This window comes from Chloroflexota bacterium, from assembly GCA_020850535.1.
Classification (GTDB): Bacteria; Chloroflexota; UBA6077; order UBA6077; family JACCZL01; genus JADZEM01.
Map to the genome: position 1 here is coordinate 47408 of JADZEM010000123.1, position 16679 is coordinate 64086.

Below are 16679 nucleotides of genomic sequence, written 5' to 3' on the forward strand. Positions count from 1 at the left end.
GGGCGGACATCCGGCTCACCCAGATACCGGCAAGCCACAACGGGAAGGCGAGCGGGCCATGGGTTGGGACCGGCACGTGCATCTCATCCCAGCAACCCTGACAGAGCAACGCTTCGGCATCTGGCACGTGCCCCGATCCTTTCGTCGGCGTGGGCGACACATTCTGCATCTCAACATACGGCCGCTCGGCGGTGTGAACCACGCGGAATACGCAGCTTTAGCCGCGCCTTCTACCGCGCCTTTGACGTCCTGGCTCGAGGTCCGTACCTGCTGGAACCGGATCGTTGCTCGGTCTGCCCGTCCTACCGAGTGATGTAGACAGTGCCGTCAGTTCGCCGTGAGACGGTTCTCTGCGTGATACACTGCGGGGCGTTCAATCCCGTATTCACGTTCCTGTTTGAGGGAAGGTTGATGTCAGTTCCGCGCAGAGCTGCAACCTTCGGGGCTCTGTTGCGCGAGCACCGACTGGCGGCCAGACTGACCCAGGAGACGCTAGCCGAGCGGTCTGGCATCAGCCCTCGTACGATCCAGGAGGTTGAGGCCGGCGACGTTCACCCGCGTCGCTCTACAGCGCTCAGCCTGGTTCAGGCGCTGGGCCTCTCCGACGAAACCCGCCACGCGCTGATGGACGCCGTCGTGTCTCGTCCTCGTCAGCGTTCCCTGGTGCGCGGCCAGGTGGCGGAGCGGCAAAGCGAACCAGACTTCCTGCCGCTCCCCGAGCCACCAGCGGAGCCGGTCGTGCGCGAGCCGGCCCTGGTGGCCCTCTCCCGACCGACCCCGACGAATATCCCCTGGCCGGTCAGCAGCCTGCTGGGACGCGAGGCCGACCTTGCCGCGATCCGCACCACCATCGTCAAGCAACATCAGCGGCTGGTCACGTTGACCGGGGTAGGTGGTTCTGGCAAGACCAGCCTCGCCGTCCAGGTCGCAGCCGACCTCTTGGATGCGTTTGTCGATGGGGTCTGGTTCGTGGAGCTGGCCTCGACTGCCGATGCTGCGCTCGTGGCACCGAGCGTGGCCGGGGTGCTCGGGGTCTACGAGATCCAGGGCACGTCGCTGCTGGACACGCTTCTGGGGTTCTTGCGGCGCAAGCGGCTGCTGCTGGTGCTTGACAACTGCGAGCACCTCATCGAGGGGTGCGCCGAGTTGGCCAGACGCCTGCTCACGGCGTGTCCCGATCTTTCGATTCTGGCCACGAGCCGCGAGCCGCTCCGGGTCGCTGGTGAACAGCGCCGCCCGGTCCGGCCGCTGGACGTGCCAGACCCTGGTGGCAGTGCAACGCTCGCGGTGTTGGGGGAGATCGCCTCCGTACGGCTGTTTGTGGAGCGCGCCCACGCAATCGACCCTGACTTTGCCTTGACCGAGGCGAACGCGACGTGGGTGACGCAGATCTGCGCGCGGCTCGACGGCATCCCGCTCGCCATCGAGCTGGCGGCGTCGCGGATCGCGGTATTATCGGCCGAGCAGATCGCCGCGCGCCTGGACGGCTCGTTTCGGCTGTTGACGAATGGCTCGCGGGGCGGGCCGACCCGACAGCAGACGATCGAGGCTGCGCTCGACTGGAGCTACGATCTGCTGTCGGATGCTGAACAGGCCGCGTTTCGGACGCTGAGTTCGTTCGCCGGAGGATTCGACCTGGACGCCGCCGAACGCGTGTGCGGCGAGCACGCTTTGGAGGGCACCGCCGACCCGGCGACCGACGCGATGCTGGACGTCCTGACCAACCTTGTGGACAAGTCGCTGGTCGTCTCCGAGCGGACCCGACACGGACACAGGTATCGGTTGCTAGAACCGGTCCGGCAGTACGCCGCACTGGCGCTCGCGGTCGCGCGGGAGCGCGAGGGCGCGCGGGCGCGCCACGCCGCCTACTACGTCGCGTTTGCCGAGCGAGCGGCCCCGCTGCTGCGCGACCGGGAGCAGAGCACGTGGCTGGCCCGACTCGAATTGGAGAGAGACAATGTGCGGGCAGCGCTCACCTGGCTTGCCGAGTCCGGTGACGTCGAGCATGGCCTGAGGCTCGCGGTGGCGCTGACGCCGTGCTGGGAGGCTCGCGCCTACCTCAGTGAGGGCCGCCACTGGCTGGAGACCGCCATCGCCGCATCGCGTGGAGGCGGCGCCTCGCCGGACTTGCAGATGCAGGCACTCATCGGTGCGGGTGGATTGGCCCAGTGGCAGGGCGATATTGAGCGTGCGGAAACGTTGCTCGTCGAGGCCCTCGCCTCCGCACGAAACCTGAAGGACCCCTGCAGCGAGGCGGAGACACTGGGTTGGCTCTCCGCCGTGTATCGCCGAAAGGGCGCCATCGAGCGCGGTATATGGCTCGCTCAGGAGAGCCTCCGGCTGGGACGCGAGCTCGCGAATGACCGGGTCATCGCGTTCGCCCTGCTCAATCTTGGCGTCGCCTTACAGAATCAGGGGGAAACCGATCGAGCGTTGCCCGTCCTGGATGAGTGCCTTCGTCGCTATCGTCACCTTGGAGATGATCGCTACGTCGCGATCACGTCCACGATGCTTGGCCGGCTCATCCTGACGACCGGTCAGATCGACACCGCGGCGAACATGCTTCGCGAGAGTCTCCTGGCACTGCGAGCAGTCGGCGATCACGGATTCTTGATTCATGCACTCGGCGGCTTCGCCCGCGTCGCCGAGGCGCGTGGCGAGCCCCGCCGTGCTGTAACCTGGTTCGCCGCCGCCGAGGCCTTGCGCGAGGCGCTTGGCATTGGTCATCCCCCGGTCACGCAAGCATCTGACCTGACGTTTCTCGCTGACTTGCAGGCTCAGTTGACGGTGTCGGAGCTCGGCGAGGCGTACGCGGCTGGTGAGGCAATGAGCCTGGAACAGGTGCTCGCAGAGATCGTCGAGGCGCGGTAGCTCAAGCTTGCTCCTCGCCCTGGCTCGCCAGCCACGCTTCGAGTCGAGGCCGAGCGTATGAGTAACCGACCTCGACCAGCCGATCAAACGCCTCGAACTCGAACCAGCCGAACGTCGTCACCGGTGGGTTCAGGTACAACGCGGCCCGCTCGATCTGGGTACCGCGATTCTGGACGCTGGCCAGCTCAACTGTTCGCAGCAGAATCGACGTGATCGTCGGCACGACCAGCCGTCCGGCCTTCCGAAACGGGTTCAGTCGGTGCAGCAGCACCTGCCAGCCGGTCACTTTCGACTCGAATGCGTACGCTTCGTTCAGGCTGAATTCGGCGCTGGCGTTTACCGCGATCACCGGGCCGCCTTCGCAATAGCGGGCCATGATGCCGATCGGCAGGTTGTCGAGCAGGCCGCCGTCGATCAGCAACTCTCCATCCTTGAGTACTGGCGGGAAGATGCCGGGTAGGGCGGAGCTGGCGAGCAGGTGCTCCCAGATCGTGCCCCGCTCGTGCACCCGTAGCGTCGCGTTGGTCAGGCTGCTCGACAGGCAGAACGTCTTCAGCCAGAGATCCTCGAATTGCAGATTGCCGAAGATCGACTGCAGCAGTGTAGCGATGCGGCCCGAGCTCATCAGCGACACGATCGGGAGTGTCAGTCCGAGAAGCTTCGGCGTCTGGCGGAGTAGCTCGCGACTCCGTTCGACCAGACGGTCGACGCTCGGATCGGCGGCGTACAGCGACGAGATGATGGCACCGGCGCTCGAACCGACGACCAGATCGATTGGGATGCCCAGCTCGTCCATGGCGCGCATCACGCCGAGGTGGGCGATAGCACGCGCACCGCCGCCGCTGAGAACCAGTCCGATCGGCCGGCCTAGCAGGCGCCGCCCGAGCCGCGCGACGTCCCCGGCCTCTCCTGAACGCACCTGATGGTGGGTCGTGCATGGAACCACGTCAAGCCAGCGCTTGCTGTTGACCGGCCGGGTCGCCCCCTCTGGGTGCAGCAGCACGAGCTCGCGCCGGATGTCCGGGCCGTCGGCGCCGACCTGGTGCAGGCGTGCGCCGATCTCGGCTTCAGTTGGCGGGCCTCCCGCCCGTCCCACGATCAGCACCCGGTCCGCCTGGCGGATGCATCGTCTGGTCCAGGCGGAGGGATGGGCGTCGGCTTCGAAAAGGACGGTGCGATGCTTCAGCTCAAGGTCGTCCAGCCAGTGGGCCAGGCGACCACTGTCGTCGATGGCGTCGTCCAGCTCATCCTGGTCAACTCGAAGATGGCTAGCCGCAAGGGCGCTGTTCACGTAGGAGGTCTTGCCGTGCGTTGACAGCGCTCGCGCGAGCTCAGCACTCAGTTCGCCAAGTGGGACGTTCGGGCTGGCGCCGATCACAGCGATGGTCCGTGGCATGGTGACCGGTGCGCGCGATGCGCTGGTCTCCTTGAGGCGGTCGATGATGCGCCGGGTCAATACCATCAACAGTCGTGGGTAGTCTCTGAGCAACTCTTGAAAGGCCGCCGCTGAGAGCCGCAAGAGCTGCGTGTCGCGTAGTGCGAAGACGGTTGTCGAACGCGGCTCGCCCGTCAGCAATCCCATCTCGCCGATGGTCTCGCCACGCCCCAGCTCGGCAATGTTGCGCTCGGTCCCATCAGAGCTTGAGGCTGTGACTCGGGTCCGGCCGCTGATGACGACGTACAGGCAGTCGCTCGGATCACCTTGCCGCATCAGGATTGCGCCCTTGTGTAGCGCAACCCACTCGAAGGCGCTCTCGAGCGCCTCCCGAGCCGGTTCCGTGCCCGGCGCGGGATCCTCGATGCCGAACAGGTCGGCGATGATCCTGCGCGACTCGGCCACCATCGCCTCGGCCCGGCGCTCAACGAGATCGAGGCGTGGTGCCCGCGTGCCCTCCGGTTCGTAGCGTCCCCATGCCACCTCAGGGGTGTCAACCGCCGGCACGTCGGCCATCTCCATCGCCCGCCTTCTGTTCCCGTTCTGCCGCGTGCGCCTGTCGCCACCCACGATACGGTGGAGCTACGCCGCGCGCCACGAGGAATGCGCAGCTTTACCCGCGACTCCGGCCCCGATCACCGCTGCCCGAGACGCTCGTCGGCGATCCGTTCGACGTACTGCCGCAGGAGTGGCCTCGTCTCCAGGAGCTCCAGGAACGGCGTTCGGTCGAGGGTCAGCAGCAGGCACGGCGTGAGTGTCCGCACGTTGGCATTGCGCGGCTGATTCCGGATCAGTGCGATCTCGCCGAAGACGTCGCCGCGTCCGAGCATGGCCAGGTGCTGGTCGGCCTCGCCCGGACCTGACCGGGTCACGTCAACGTTGCCATTGACGATGACGTAGAACCGGTCGCCGAGCTCGCCCTGCCTGACCAGCAGGTGATCGGCCGGCACCTGCCGCGTCACGAATCGGTTCGCAATGACCGCCAGGCTCTCGCCATCGAGACCCGCGAACAGCGGGATCAGCCGTAGCCGACCGGGTTCCACTTCCGCCCGCGAACCGTCCCCGCCCATCGAGAAGCCGCTGTGCAGACTGATGAACACGTCTTCGAGTGACGGCTCGATCTCCGTGACGTTCGTGACCGCGAACTGCCGCGCGCCGAGCCAGTCCCGGAGGGTGTCGGCCGATTGCTGAAGCGGATCGACGAGCACGTGGATGGTCTGGCCGTACAGGACGGCTTCCCGCACGCCCGGTGCGTCACGGATCGCCTCAACGGTGTCGATTGGCGTTGGGCTGCCGACGCTGTAGAGTTTGCCACGAAGCGCACCCTGCTTGAGCTCAGCCGGCGACGCCAACGCGTGAAGGATGCCGTCCTGGATCATACCGACGCGATTGGCGTACTCGGCCTCCTCCAGGTAGTGGGTCGTGATGAATGCCGTGACGCCTTCGCGGACGAGGCGGAAGATCGTAGCGAAAAAACGGCGGCGCGAGACGGGGTCTACCGCCGCCGTCGGCTCATCCAGGAAGAGCAGCGGCGGTCGGTGGATGATCGCGCACGCCAGGGCCAGACGCTGCTTCCAGCCGCCGGACAACTCCCTGACCCGCTGTCGCTCCCGACCTTCGAGGCCACACATGGCGACGAGCTCGCGGAGGCGATCCCCACGCGTTGCGCGCGGGACGTTGTAGACCCGAGCGTAAAAGTTCAGATTGTCCCGGACGGTGAGATCCTGGTAGAGCGAGAATCGCTGGCTCATATAGCCGATCTGCTGTCTGACCTTCGCGGCGTCGCTCACGACGTCGTAGCCCAGGATGCGTGCGTAGCCGGATGTCGGCTCCAACAGGCCACAGAGCATCCGAATCGTCGTCGTCTTCCCGGAGCCGTTTGGCCCGATCAGCGCGAACACTTCGCCCGGTGCAACTTCGAATGAGACGTTATCGACGACGGTGCGAGCGCCGTAGCGCTTTGTCAATTCGTGGACTTCGATGATCGGCACAGCGGATGTCACTCGCGCTGCCTCGACAGGCGGTAGGCGGCCCCGGCGAAGACGATCACGGCGAAGATCAGGAGCGGGACCGTGGCAGGCCAGAGCACGTCGATGTCAACGCCTTTCAGCATGATGCCGCGTGAGACCTTCAGATAATGTGTCAGTGGCAAGAGGCTGCTGATCTGCTGCGCGATGACGGGCATGCCCTCCCGGGGAAACAGGAAGCCGGTCAGCAGGTAGGAGGGCAGCAGGAAGAGGTCGTTGTATTGCCGCGCCTCCAGCTCGGTGGACGCGACCGTCGAGATGAACAACCCGGCGCCGAGGGAGCCCAGCAGGAACAGAAACGAGAGCACGAAGAGCAGCGGAACGCTGCCGGCCACCTCGGTACCAAAGACCAGCCAGGCTGCCAGCATCGTGAGCGTCGCGGCGGCCAGCGAGAGGATGGCATACGGGATACATTTGCCGAACATCAGCTCCATGGGGCGAAGCGGCGTGATGCGGAGCTGTTCGAGCGTTCCCCACTCGCGCTCGAGGATGATTGCTTGAGCGGTGGAGGAGAGTGCAAGCTGCTGGAGGATCAACCCGACCAGACCGGGCAGGAGAAAGCGGATGCTCTCCAGACTCGGGTTGTACAGCACGACCGGTCGCAACTCCAGGCCGGGTGGCGGTCCACCGCGTCCGAGGCGCGCCATGGCGGTGGCCGCGAGATCGCTCGAGTGGACCTGCGCGATGCTGCCCGCTGCGAACAGTGCCGCCTGGGACGACCCAGGGTCCGAGCCGTCAATGAGGAGCTGCGCGAGCGCCAGTTCGCCACGGATCGCTCGATCACCGAAGTCGGCCGGGATGACCAGACCGACTTTCGCCCGGTCACCGTCGATGGCCGCGACCGCCTGCTGATAGGTGCCGACGTTGGCAACAATGGTGAAGTAGCTGCTGTTCTCCAAGGCCGCCACGAGCGCCCGGCTGTCCGGCGTCTGCGACTCGTCCAGCACGACGGTCGGAATGTGGTCGACGACCGCCTTGATGGCGTAGCCGAAAATCAAGAGCTGGACCGAGGGCAACAGAATAAGCATCGCCACCGTGGGCGGATGCTTGAAGACGTGGGCGAACTCTTTGAGCGCTACCGCGCCGATCCGCTCCCAAGCGTCGATCATCCCCCCGGGCGCCTCCCCGCGCATCGACCGACCACGGAGCACCGTCGCCAGATGGACGCCATTATGCGCTACCTGGTGGACGAGCCGGGCACGAACCTGGCATCCACAGGAACGCCGGGCCGTAGCAACCCATCCGGATTGTCGATCCGCACTTTGACGCCGAACACCAGATTCAATCGATCACGTGCGGTTTGCGTGTTCCGAGGCGTGTATTCCGCGCGCCCGTTGATCGACGTGACCATGCCCCAGAATGACAGCCCCGGCAGATGATCGGCCGAGATGGCCACGGCCTGTCCGACAGCCACCTGGCCCAGGTCGCGTAGTGGAACGTAGATCGTCGCCTTCACCCGTGAGAGATCAGTCAGCGCGACGACGGGCTGGCCCGGCAGCGTCAGCTCGCCTTGTCGCATGGGCGTGCGCGTGACCTGACCGGTGATGGGAGCGCGCAGGGTGTACTTGGCCATTTCGACGTCGAGCGCTCGCTTTGCCGTCGCGTCGACCAACTGGAGCTGGAGCTGCATGGCAGCGTCGTCGAGCCGCGCCAGGACCGTCCCCGCCTGGACGGTCTGGCCCTCCTCCACCCGGAGGTCCACCAGCCGGGCGGCGACCTCCGAACTGATGAGCACTTCCTCGGCCTCGATCACTCCGGATGCGTCTGCCCGAGCCAGAGGCTGGAACACGCTCCAGGATTGGATGCCGAGCCATGCCAGCCCGGCGGCTACGAGTGCCATGGTCAACAGGAGGACGATCCGGACCAGGCCATTCGCGCGGCGCCGGCGTCGGACAGGCAAACTCGCGATCCGAAACGGCTGCGCGCTGCCGTCCGGAGCGGGTACGTGCGGCGGCGCGGCCGGTGGGTCCACGGGTTCGGTCGTCACAGCCATGACATGCGTCCCATCGAGTTTGTGCCTTGCATCGCTCACCTTAACGCCCCGTCTGCGAAGGACGCCACGAGGAATGCGCAGCTTAACCCGCGATTAGTCGCGGGTTAAGCTGCGCATTCCTCGTGGCGCATCGCACGGCTTCGTCGTACCGTGGGCGAGTGCAAGGCCTGCCAGGCCAGGAACGACGCAGAGGACTACGGATGCAGGCGATCGACCATTCACAGCGCCAACCAGGCGCGACTGGGTCGGGCGAGCCAGTTCGCCTCGCCTTCTACGATTTTGATGGCACGCTGGCGTCTGGGACGATTGTCCATCGTTACGCCTACTTCGCCGGGCGGCTAGACTCGCGCCTGGAGGCGCTCTCGCGGCAAGCGAGGCTGCTGCTGAAGGTGCCGCTCTTTGTGGGAGTGAATCAGTTCTCTCGCCGCAGGTTCAACGAACTGTTCTTCCGCGAGTACCGTGGCCTGGACCAGCAGGTGCTCATTCAGCTGGCCGGCCGCCTGCTTGACGAGCAGGTCCGTCGGAGTATCTACCCGGCGGCGCGTGCTGCGTTGGCGGCGGACCGCGCGAACGGGTATCGGCTGGTGCTGCTGAGCGGCGAACTCGACGTAGCGCTGGCGCCGGTGGCCGCCGAACTCTGCTTCGACGATCTCGTGTGCAATCGGCTGGTCTATCGCGATGGCATCGCCAACGGCGAAGTCGTGGCGCCGCTGCTGGCAGAAGGCGAGAAGGCTGTCGCAATTCGGCGCATCTGCGAAGCGCATGGCACCACACCGGCCACCGCCCGGGCATACTCTGACAGTCTCTCTGATCTACCGATGCTCGACGCGGTGGGCGAGCCGTTTGCCGTCAATCCCGATCCTCGGCTTCGACGTGTGGCACAGTCCCGTGGCTGGCCCATCATGAACTGGCGAGATCAGCCTCATGTCTGAACGACCTCTGTATGCGGACCCGAGTATCTTTGGTGACCCGCGTCCGAACGCGGTAGGCCGCCGGGCGCTGGTGCCCGACGATGGCTGTGTCACCGAGCTTGACTCTCGCTCAGCGCCGCGCGTGATCTGGTCCGGCGAAGATTTGCTTTCCGTCAAGCTCCCAGCCGGGACTCGGGTCATCTCGTCGAAGCCACCAATTCCCGGCCTCCCGAACCGCGAGGCCGCGATCAAGTACGCACTGGCGAACCCTGAGGGATCGGACCCGCTCGCGGCATGCCTGCAGCCCGGCCAGAAGATCACCATCGCGATTGACGACGTGTCGCTGCCGCTCCCGAAGATGCGCCGGCCGGACATTCGGCAGTCGGTCTTGACCGTGCTCCTGGAGATGCTGGCCGAGCACGGCATTGATGACATCCAGATCGTGGTGGCGACGGCGTTCCACCGGCGCATCACCCCCTCCGAAATGCAATGGTTGGTAGGATCTAAGATCTTTCGCGCGTTCTACCCGGACCGGCTCTTCAACCATGACGCCGAAGCGCCGAACGGCATCGTGGAACTCGGAGAGACGCGTCACGGGGAGAAGGTCAGGCTCAACCGTCGGGCCGCCGAGTCCGACTTGCTGATCTACGTGAACGTCAATCTCGTGCCGATGGACGGCGGCAGCAAGTCCGTCGGCGTGGGGCTGACTGACTACGGCACACTCCAGGCTCACCACAACCCGGGCACCATTCGCGCGAGCGACTCGCTGATGGACCACACCCGCTCGGCATTGACCGCCAGTTGCGACCGGATCGCGCAGATCCTCAACCAGCACGTCAACGTCTTTCACATCGAGACGGTCTTGAACAACCGCGCTTTCGGCCCTGAAGCGGCGTTCCTCTCGAAGTCGGAGGAGGCGTTCAACACGGTGGACTGGGCCGCCTTCCATGCGACTCGGGCGATGCTGGCGCGGTCACCACGGACGATCAAGCGCAAGATGCTGCACCAGATCTCGGCCCCGTATGAGCCGATCGCGATCCACGCTGGCGAGACGTTCGCGGTTCACGAGCGGACATTGGCGTACTGCTACGCGCAGTACTGCGTTCCTGTGGACGGTCAGGCGGATGTCATGATCGCTGGCATCCCGTACCTCTCGCCGTACAACATCGACTCGGCCCTGAACCCACTGCTCGTCCAGGTCATGGCGCTCGCGTACACCTTCCACATGTACCGTGGGCACCCGCTGGTCCGAAAAGGCGGTGTGATGATCGTCACCCATCCGCTCTACGACGAGTTCGATGCCGAGCAGCACCCCTCGTATATCGAGTTCTTCCACCGTCTGCTGCCGGAGACGCGCGACGCTTTTGAGCTCCAGCACCGATTCGAGGCAGAGTTTGCCCAGGACGCGGGCTACCGCCACCTCTACCGCGAGGGCAAGGCGTACCATGGCGTCCATCCGTTTTATATGTGGTATTGGGGCGAAGCGGGCCGCGCCCATCTCGGCAAGGTGATCGTCGTCGGCGCGAGGGAGCCGGAGACGGCCGCGCGTCTGGGCTGGGACACGGCGACGAGCATGGACGAGGCGCTGGCGTTCGCGCAGTCGTACCTTGGACATCGACCCAGCGTCACGTTTTTTCGGATGCCGCCCCTTGTGATGGCCGATCTCACGGGACCACCGGCATGAAACACGTGCTCGTCACCGGGGGCACCGGCTTTCTCGGGCGCCATCTGGTTGCCCACCTGCGCCGCACCGAGCCGGAGACCCGCCTACGACTGCTCTGTCGCGAATCTACCCCAGCCGACGACGATCCTGCCGTTGAGGTCGTACGAGGCAACGTGGCGGATGCCGCGAGCGTGTTTCGCGCGATGGATGGGGTCGATCAGGTCTACCACCTGGCTGGCCCTGTGTCCCGTCGCCGGTCGGATCGGCAAGACTTCTTCTCGACCCACGTCGAAGGGGCCAGGAGCGTCTGTGCCGCCGCCGCACGCTACCGCCCCGAGCGGCTGGTGTTTGTGTCGACGTCCGGTACCATCGCTGTCTCGCGCCGCCCAGTCCTGCACAACGAGGGGGCGGCATACCCGTACACACTGGTGAGCCGCTGGCCGTACTACGTGAGCAAGATATTTGCGGAGAAGCTTGTCTTGCAGGCCACCGCCGAGCACGATCTTCCGACAGTCGTCGTCAACCCGACCCTGGTCCTTGGGCCGTGCGGTGGTCCGTCCTCGACGAACGCGTCGATCATGCCGTTTCTGGATGGTCGACTCCCGTTCGTCCCGCGCGGTGGGCTCAGCTTTGTGGACGTGCGCGACGTCGCGGCGATCCTGCCAGTGGCCGCGGCACGGGGGCGGGCAGGCCAACGCTACCTGCTAACCACCGCGAACGTGAGCTTCCGCGAGTTGACGAGCCGGCTGGCGGAGATTGAAGGACGACCGGCCAGGAACTTGCCAGGGCTTCCGACGCCGCTGGTGCAGGATGCGGCAGGCGTGCTGAGGCTGCTGCCGCTCGCGGCTCAGAGAGCGCTCTTGGACCCGGCGGGCCTCGAGATGTCGACCTGCTTCTGGTACGCTGACGCTTCGAAGGCCCGCACCGAGCTCGGGTTTGCACCGCGTAACCCCTCTGAGACTCTCGCAGCGGCCGTGAACGATCTCCAGAGAGCGGAGGTGGGGCAATGATGCGCCAGCGCTCGGGTGCTCCACTGGTGCTGGCACCGCCCCGGCCGTCGAGTGTCGGCAGGCCCGGGTGGCCGTACTCGCCGCTGTCGGTGGTGGCGCGCGGCTGGATACAGGCACCGCTCTTTGGTCTACTGGGGCTGTTGGTTCGGACCGAAGTGAGCGGCCTGGAGCGGATCGAGCAGATGGATCGGCCGGTGCTCTTCGTAGCGAACCATATCAGTCACCTGGACACCGCCGTGGTGCTGCGGGCACTACCGGCCGAACGGCGGCGTCGGATTGCGGTGGGGGCAGCGCGTGATTACTTTTACAACCATGCGCTCGTTGGCGCGATGGTGGGCCTCGGTGTCGGGGCTTTTCCGCTCACCCGAGGAGCCGACATTCGGCCACTGCTCGACCAGTGTACGCGTCTGAAAGAGAGTGGCTGGTCGATGCTCTTTTTCCCGGAGGGCACGCGCTCGACTTCCGGCGAGATAGGGCCGTTCAGGCACGGTGTCGGACTGATTGCCGCCACGCTTGGTCTACCGGTGGTGCCGATCCGGACGCGTGGTCTGTTTGAAGTGTTACCGAAGGGCAGCGTCCTGCTACGTCCCGGCCGCGTGACCGTCAACATCGGCTCGCCGTTCGACGTCGAGCCTGGAGCTCCGATTCACCATGTCACCGCCTCGATCAAGGCGGCACTCCACGCTCTCTAGCATCGCGGGGCTCCACAGCGCACCCGGGGATAGTGCAAGCTCCCGACCCGTACTCGTGCGGGCTGCACGAGTACGGGCTGCACGAGTACGGGCTGCACTCACGGCCGATCAGGCCGCGGTTCGAGTGTTTGACGCATACAATCCAGCGCCCGAGAGAGCCCCGTCCGCGCGCTCTCCGAGCGCTACGTACCCGGCCTTCGGTAGACCGCGTGCGCCTCCAGCTTCTCCACGTCGAAGTCCACGCCGAGGCCGGGGCGCTCTGACAGGAACAACTGATCGCCCCGGAAATCGATGGGGTGATCGAGGAAGTGGTTGTAGTTGGCGTAGTTCGCGATGTTGTGTTCGAGCCGGTAGAAGTTGGGCACGGTCATCATGGTGTGCGCGCCGGCGAGGACTTGCAGCGGCCCCATCGCGTTGTGCGGGCTGATCGGGACGTGGTACGCCTCGGCCATGGTGGCAATGCGGAGCATCTCGGAGATGCCGCCGGTCCAGACGATGTCCGGCATGATGTAGTCCGTCAGGTGCTGCTCCAGGAGGGGCAGGAAGTCGTGGCGAGTGTACAGCCGCTCGCCGACGCAGACGGGGATGTTGATCTGCTCGCGGACGGCGCGGAGTGCCTGGATGCTCTCCGGCGGCGTCGGCTCCTCGAACCAGCCCAGGTTGTACGGCTCCAGCCGCTTGCAGATGCGGACGCAGGTGGGCACGTTGTAGTGGCCGTGGGCGTCCAGCAGAATCCCGATGTTCGGACCGACGGCCTCGCGCATGGCGGCGATGATGTTGGCGCCGAAGTCCTCGCCCTCGGGGGAGATCTGCCCGGCCAGGTAGCCAGTATGAAATTGCTCCATTTCCAGGAAGGGGTCGCACTTGATGACCGTGTGCCCCTTCGCCACGGCTCGCTTGGCCGCCGCGGCGTACTCCTCGGGGGTCTTGGCGAACGGGAAGCCGTCCAGCGCGAAGAACCAGGCGTTGGCGTAGGTGGGGATGCTCGGGCGGACCTTCCCGCCGAGCAGATCGTAGATCGGGCGGCCGGTCACCTTGCCCTTGATATCCCAGAGCGCGATGTCCAACCCGCTAACGACAGCTGTTGGCAGCCCGCGCGGCCCGAGGTACGCCGCCTTCCGGAAGATCCGGTGCCACATCGCGTTGATGTCGGCAGCATCTTCGCCGACGATCCACGGCTTCAGGTGGTGGATGGCGTCGGCGATCATCAAACTGCCGTTGCCGGGGAAGTTCGTACACTCGCCCCAGCCGTAGACGCCCTCGTCCGTGCGGACCCGCACGAACGTCCAGATATCGGGGTACTCCACGCTGTTCGGCGTGGTGAACTTCGACGGATCGACGGTGTAGACGTCGACATCCGTGATCTTCATGCTGATCCCTCCCTGAGGCCGGCCGCGGCGGAGCAGCCCGGCGACGTGCGGGAGGATCATAGGATGAGGACCATCAGCGCCGCCTTCCCAGGCGGCCACCGGGCTGGACACAGATTCTTGACAGTTCGGCCATCGAATCGCCGTGACCGAGGCGGTATCGTGGTCGAGGCAGACACACCCAGTACCACGTCAGCATCGCTTCGGGGGCGAGAGCATGAGCGACTTCTCGGGATACATGGGTCAGATCGCCGGGCGGCGCACGGCCAGCCGGCGGGCATTCCTGGCATTGGCGCTCGGGACAAGCGCCAGCCTGCTCGGGGGGTGCGGGGCCGCGCGAGCGCAGGCGAGCGGAGCGGCATCACAGCCGACCGGAGCGACAGCACAGGCCGGCGCAAGCGGTGCGGCCTCCCAGGCCGGCGCGACAGGTGGAGCTATCGTCGGGCCGCGGGCGCGCCCCGCCACGACCCCGGCCGTGCGGGGCGCACCATCGGGCCAGGCGGTCAATCGCTCGGTCCAGACGCTCAGGGTGGGCGAGGTCGAGCGGCGTTACATCCGCTACGAGCCGGGCGGCCTCGATCCGTCAGCACCGGCCCCGCTGCTCGTCGCGCTGCACGGGCGGGGCGGCAATGGCCGTGTCTCCGAGCTGATGTTCCGCTTCAACGAGCTGGCTGACCAGCACCGGTTCGTCGTGGCCTACCCGGACGCGCTGGGCAACCCACCCACCTGGAACGAGGGGTTCGTCGGACTGCCCGGCGGCCCCTACCGGCCGGACGACATCGGCTTCATCCGCGCGCTGGTCGACCGCGAGGGGCGTGCTCGCTTCCTGGACGCCCGCCGCCTGTTCGTCTGCGGCCACTCCAGCGGCGCGCTGATGACCTACCGGCTCGCGGCCGAAGCCGCCGACCTCTTCGCCGCGGCCGGGGCCGTCGCCGGCTCGGCCGGGTACACCAGGCCGAGCGGCCAGACCCAGACCGTTCAGCAGCCCAGCCGCCCGATCTCGATCGTCCACGTGCACGGCACGGCTGATCCGCTGGTCCCCTACAACGGCGGGGATGGCAACGCCAATCGGAATGGCGACTTCATCTCCGTTGCCGACACCATCAGTTTCTGGGTCAAAGCGAACCGCTGCACGCCGACGCCCACCACCGAGACGACTGGCCCCGTCCGCCGTGACACCTACGGCGGCGGCGCAGACGGCGCCGAAGTCACCCTCTGGACGCTTGACGGCGGCGGCCACGAGTGGCCTCGTACCACGGCTGCCGTGCGCCGGAACATCCCGACCAGCAGCATGTCGGCCAGCGAGGAGATCTGGGCATTCTTCGCGGCGCACGGCCGGACGGCCTGACGGTGACATCGCCGCGAGGGGCCTCGTGTGCCCCCCAGGCGGTCAAGAGACCGGCGCGAGCGGCTTCGTCGGGCGGGGCTCGGGCGTGTCCTGGCCCGATGTTGGGGCGGCCTCGTCGGGCGCCGGCCCGGCCTGGTGGCTGCCTGACGCTGGCGGGCCATCGCTCAGGGGCAGCACAAACGCAAACGTCGCGCCCTGCCCCTCGCCCTCCGATTCTGCCATCATCCGGCCGCCCATCATCTCCACCAGCGCCCGTGCGATCGTCAGCCCAACCCCGGCCCCGCCCATCGCCCGCGAGCGGGACTTGTCCACCCGGTAGAACCGCTCGAAGACGCGCGGCAGATGCTCCGGGGCGATGCCGATCCCGCTGTCCGTCACCGTGAAACGCACGGCATCCGGCTCGGCCGCGACGCGCACCACGATCTGCCTCGGCGGCGGCGTGTAGCGCAGCGCGTTGGTGAGCAGGTTCGTCAGCACCTGGATCGCCCGCTCGCGGTCCGCCGAGACGAGCGGCAGAGACGGTGGCGTCTCGACGGTGACGGTCAGGCCCAGGGCGGCGGCGTCGCCTTCGACGCGCTCGACGGCCGGCCGCACGATCTCGGCGGGGGCCGTGGGCCGCACGACGACTGGCAACTGATGCGCCTCAGCTCGTGACAGCTCGTGCAGGTCTTCGACCAGCCGCCGCAACCGGCCAGCCTCGTCGTGCAGCTTCGCCCAGACCCGGTCAGACGGCGCGATCACGCCGTCGAGCAGCCCTTCGAGATACCCTTCGAGCGTGGCAATCGGCGTCCGCATCTCGTGAGCCACATCCCCGATCAGCTCCTGCCGCCGCCGCTCAGCATCCTCGACCGCCGTCGCCATCGCGTTGAAGCTGGCGGCAAGCTGGCGGGTCTCGGTCGCGCCCTCCACGGGGACGCGCTCGTCATAGTGCCCGTCCGCCAGTCGATGGCTCGCGCCGGCCAGCCGGTGAATCGGGCGGGCGATCCCGCGCGAGACGAAGACGCTGACGACAACCGCCGTGGCGAGCGCCGCACTGCCGGCCACCAGCAGCGAGTCGGCAATCGAGGCGAGGTAGCTCTCGGTGACGCGCCGCTCCAGCTCGGCAGACATCACGCCGAGCGGCCCCATGCCGGGCGGCTGCTGCGGCCGAGCGAGCTGGCCGCCGGCCCCCGACCCGGAGCCGGCCCCGGCGTTCGGCCCGAGCGCCGGGCCGCGCCGCGCGTTGGCGATCATGTTGCGCTCGAAGATGCGGGGCGCGGCCACCGTCGCCGCCAGGTAGAGCGTCGTCAGGCCAACGGCGATCACCAGCAGGTGCGCCAGGAGCAGGCGCGCATGCAGGCCGCGAAACGCCCGTCGCAGCGC

Annotated in this window: 12 protein-coding genes; 6 read left to right on the plus strand and 6 right to left on the minus strand. The window is 66.7% G+C overall.

Going from position 1 to position 16679, the window contains the following annotated elements; all coding sequences use genetic code 11:
• The first annotated feature begins 321 nt into the window (after positions 1 to 321).
• Positions 322 to 2871 carry a tetratricopeptide repeat protein gene (locus IT306_17590; GenBank protein ID MCC7370241.1) on the plus strand — a complete coding sequence of 850 codons (2550 nt, stop codon included), beginning with the start codon at positions 322 to 324 and terminating at the stop codon, positions 2869 to 2871.
• Between the two features lies 1 nt (position 2872).
• Here IT306_17590 and IT306_17595 read toward each other — a convergent pair whose 3' ends face one another.
• The 4 genes from IT306_17595 to IT306_17610 form a co-directional block, all read right to left on the minus strand.
• Positions 2873 to 4828, minus strand: a complete 1956-nt coding sequence (locus IT306_17595) for a patatin-like phospholipase family protein (protein ID MCC7370242.1) — start codon at positions 4826 to 4828, stop codon at positions 2873 to 2875.
• Between the two features lie 113 nt (positions 4829 to 4941).
• Complete coding sequence (locus IT306_17600; protein ID MCC7370243.1) at positions 4942 to 6309, minus strand: ATP-binding cassette domain-containing protein; 1368 nt, start codon at positions 6307 to 6309, stop codon at positions 4942 to 4944.
• Positions 6306 to 7442, minus strand: coding sequence for an ABC transporter permease (locus IT306_17605; GenBank protein MCC7370244.1), 1137 nt, complete (start codon positions 7440 to 7442; stop codon positions 6306 to 6308). Before IT306_17605 ends, IT306_17600 begins: the two co-directional genes overlap by 4 nt.
• Positions 7443 to 7510: 68 nt before the next feature.
• On the minus strand, positions 7511 to 8326 hold the full coding sequence (locus IT306_17610; protein ID MCC7370245.1) for an efflux RND transporter periplasmic adaptor subunit: 816 nt from the start codon (positions 8324 to 8326) through the stop codon (positions 7511 to 7513).
• Positions 8327 to 8526: 200 nt separating this feature from the next.
• On the opposite strand from IT306_17610, the gene IT306_17615 reads away from it, so the two are divergent.
• From IT306_17615 to IT306_17630, 4 genes are read left to right on the plus strand one after another with little or no spacing between them, the layout of a single operon-like run.
• Complete coding sequence (locus IT306_17615) at positions 8527 to 9258, plus strand: HAD family phosphatase (protein ID MCC7370246.1); 732 nt, start codon at positions 8527 to 8529, stop codon at positions 9256 to 9258.
• A complete protein-coding gene (locus tag IT306_17620) occupies positions 9251 to 10921 on the plus strand; it encodes a DUF2088 domain-containing protein (protein ID MCC7370247.1) in 1671 nt (556 codons plus the stop codon). Before IT306_17615 ends, IT306_17620 begins: the two co-directional genes overlap by 8 nt.
• A complete protein-coding gene (locus IT306_17625) occupies positions 10918 to 11910 on the plus strand; it encodes an NAD-dependent epimerase/dehydratase family protein (protein MCC7370248.1) in 993 nt (330 codons plus the stop codon). The genes IT306_17620 and IT306_17625 overlap by 4 nt, the downstream gene beginning before the upstream one ends.
• Positions 11907 to 12602, plus strand: a complete 696-nt coding sequence (locus IT306_17630) for a 1-acyl-sn-glycerol-3-phosphate acyltransferase (protein ID MCC7370249.1) — start codon at positions 11907 to 11909, stop codon at positions 12600 to 12602. The genes IT306_17625 and IT306_17630 overlap by 4 nt, the downstream gene beginning before the upstream one ends.
• A gap of 182 nt (positions 12603 to 12784) precedes the next feature.
• Here IT306_17630 and IT306_17635 read toward each other — a convergent pair whose 3' ends face one another.
• The gene (locus IT306_17635) at positions 12785 to 13972 is read right to left on the minus strand and encodes a mandelate racemase/muconate lactonizing enzyme family protein (protein MCC7370250.1); all 1188 of its coding nucleotides are present in this window, start codon (positions 13970 to 13972) and stop codon (positions 12785 to 12787) included.
• Between the two features lie 214 nt (positions 13973 to 14186).
• Here IT306_17635 and IT306_17640 point away from each other — a divergent pair, with 214 nt between their 5' ends.
• Positions 14187 to 15317 carry a hypothetical protein gene (locus IT306_17640; protein MCC7370251.1) on the plus strand — a complete coding sequence of 377 codons (1131 nt, stop codon included), beginning with the start codon at positions 14187 to 14189 and terminating at the stop codon, positions 15315 to 15317.
• A gap of 42 nt (positions 15318 to 15359) precedes the next feature.
• Here the strand turns inward: IT306_17640 and IT306_17645 are convergent, their stop codons facing one another.
• Entirely contained in the window at positions 15360 to 16676 is a 1317-nt protein-coding gene (locus IT306_17645) for a HAMP domain-containing histidine kinase (protein MCC7370252.1), read from the minus strand.
• Positions 16677 to 16679 lie beyond the last annotated feature (3 nt).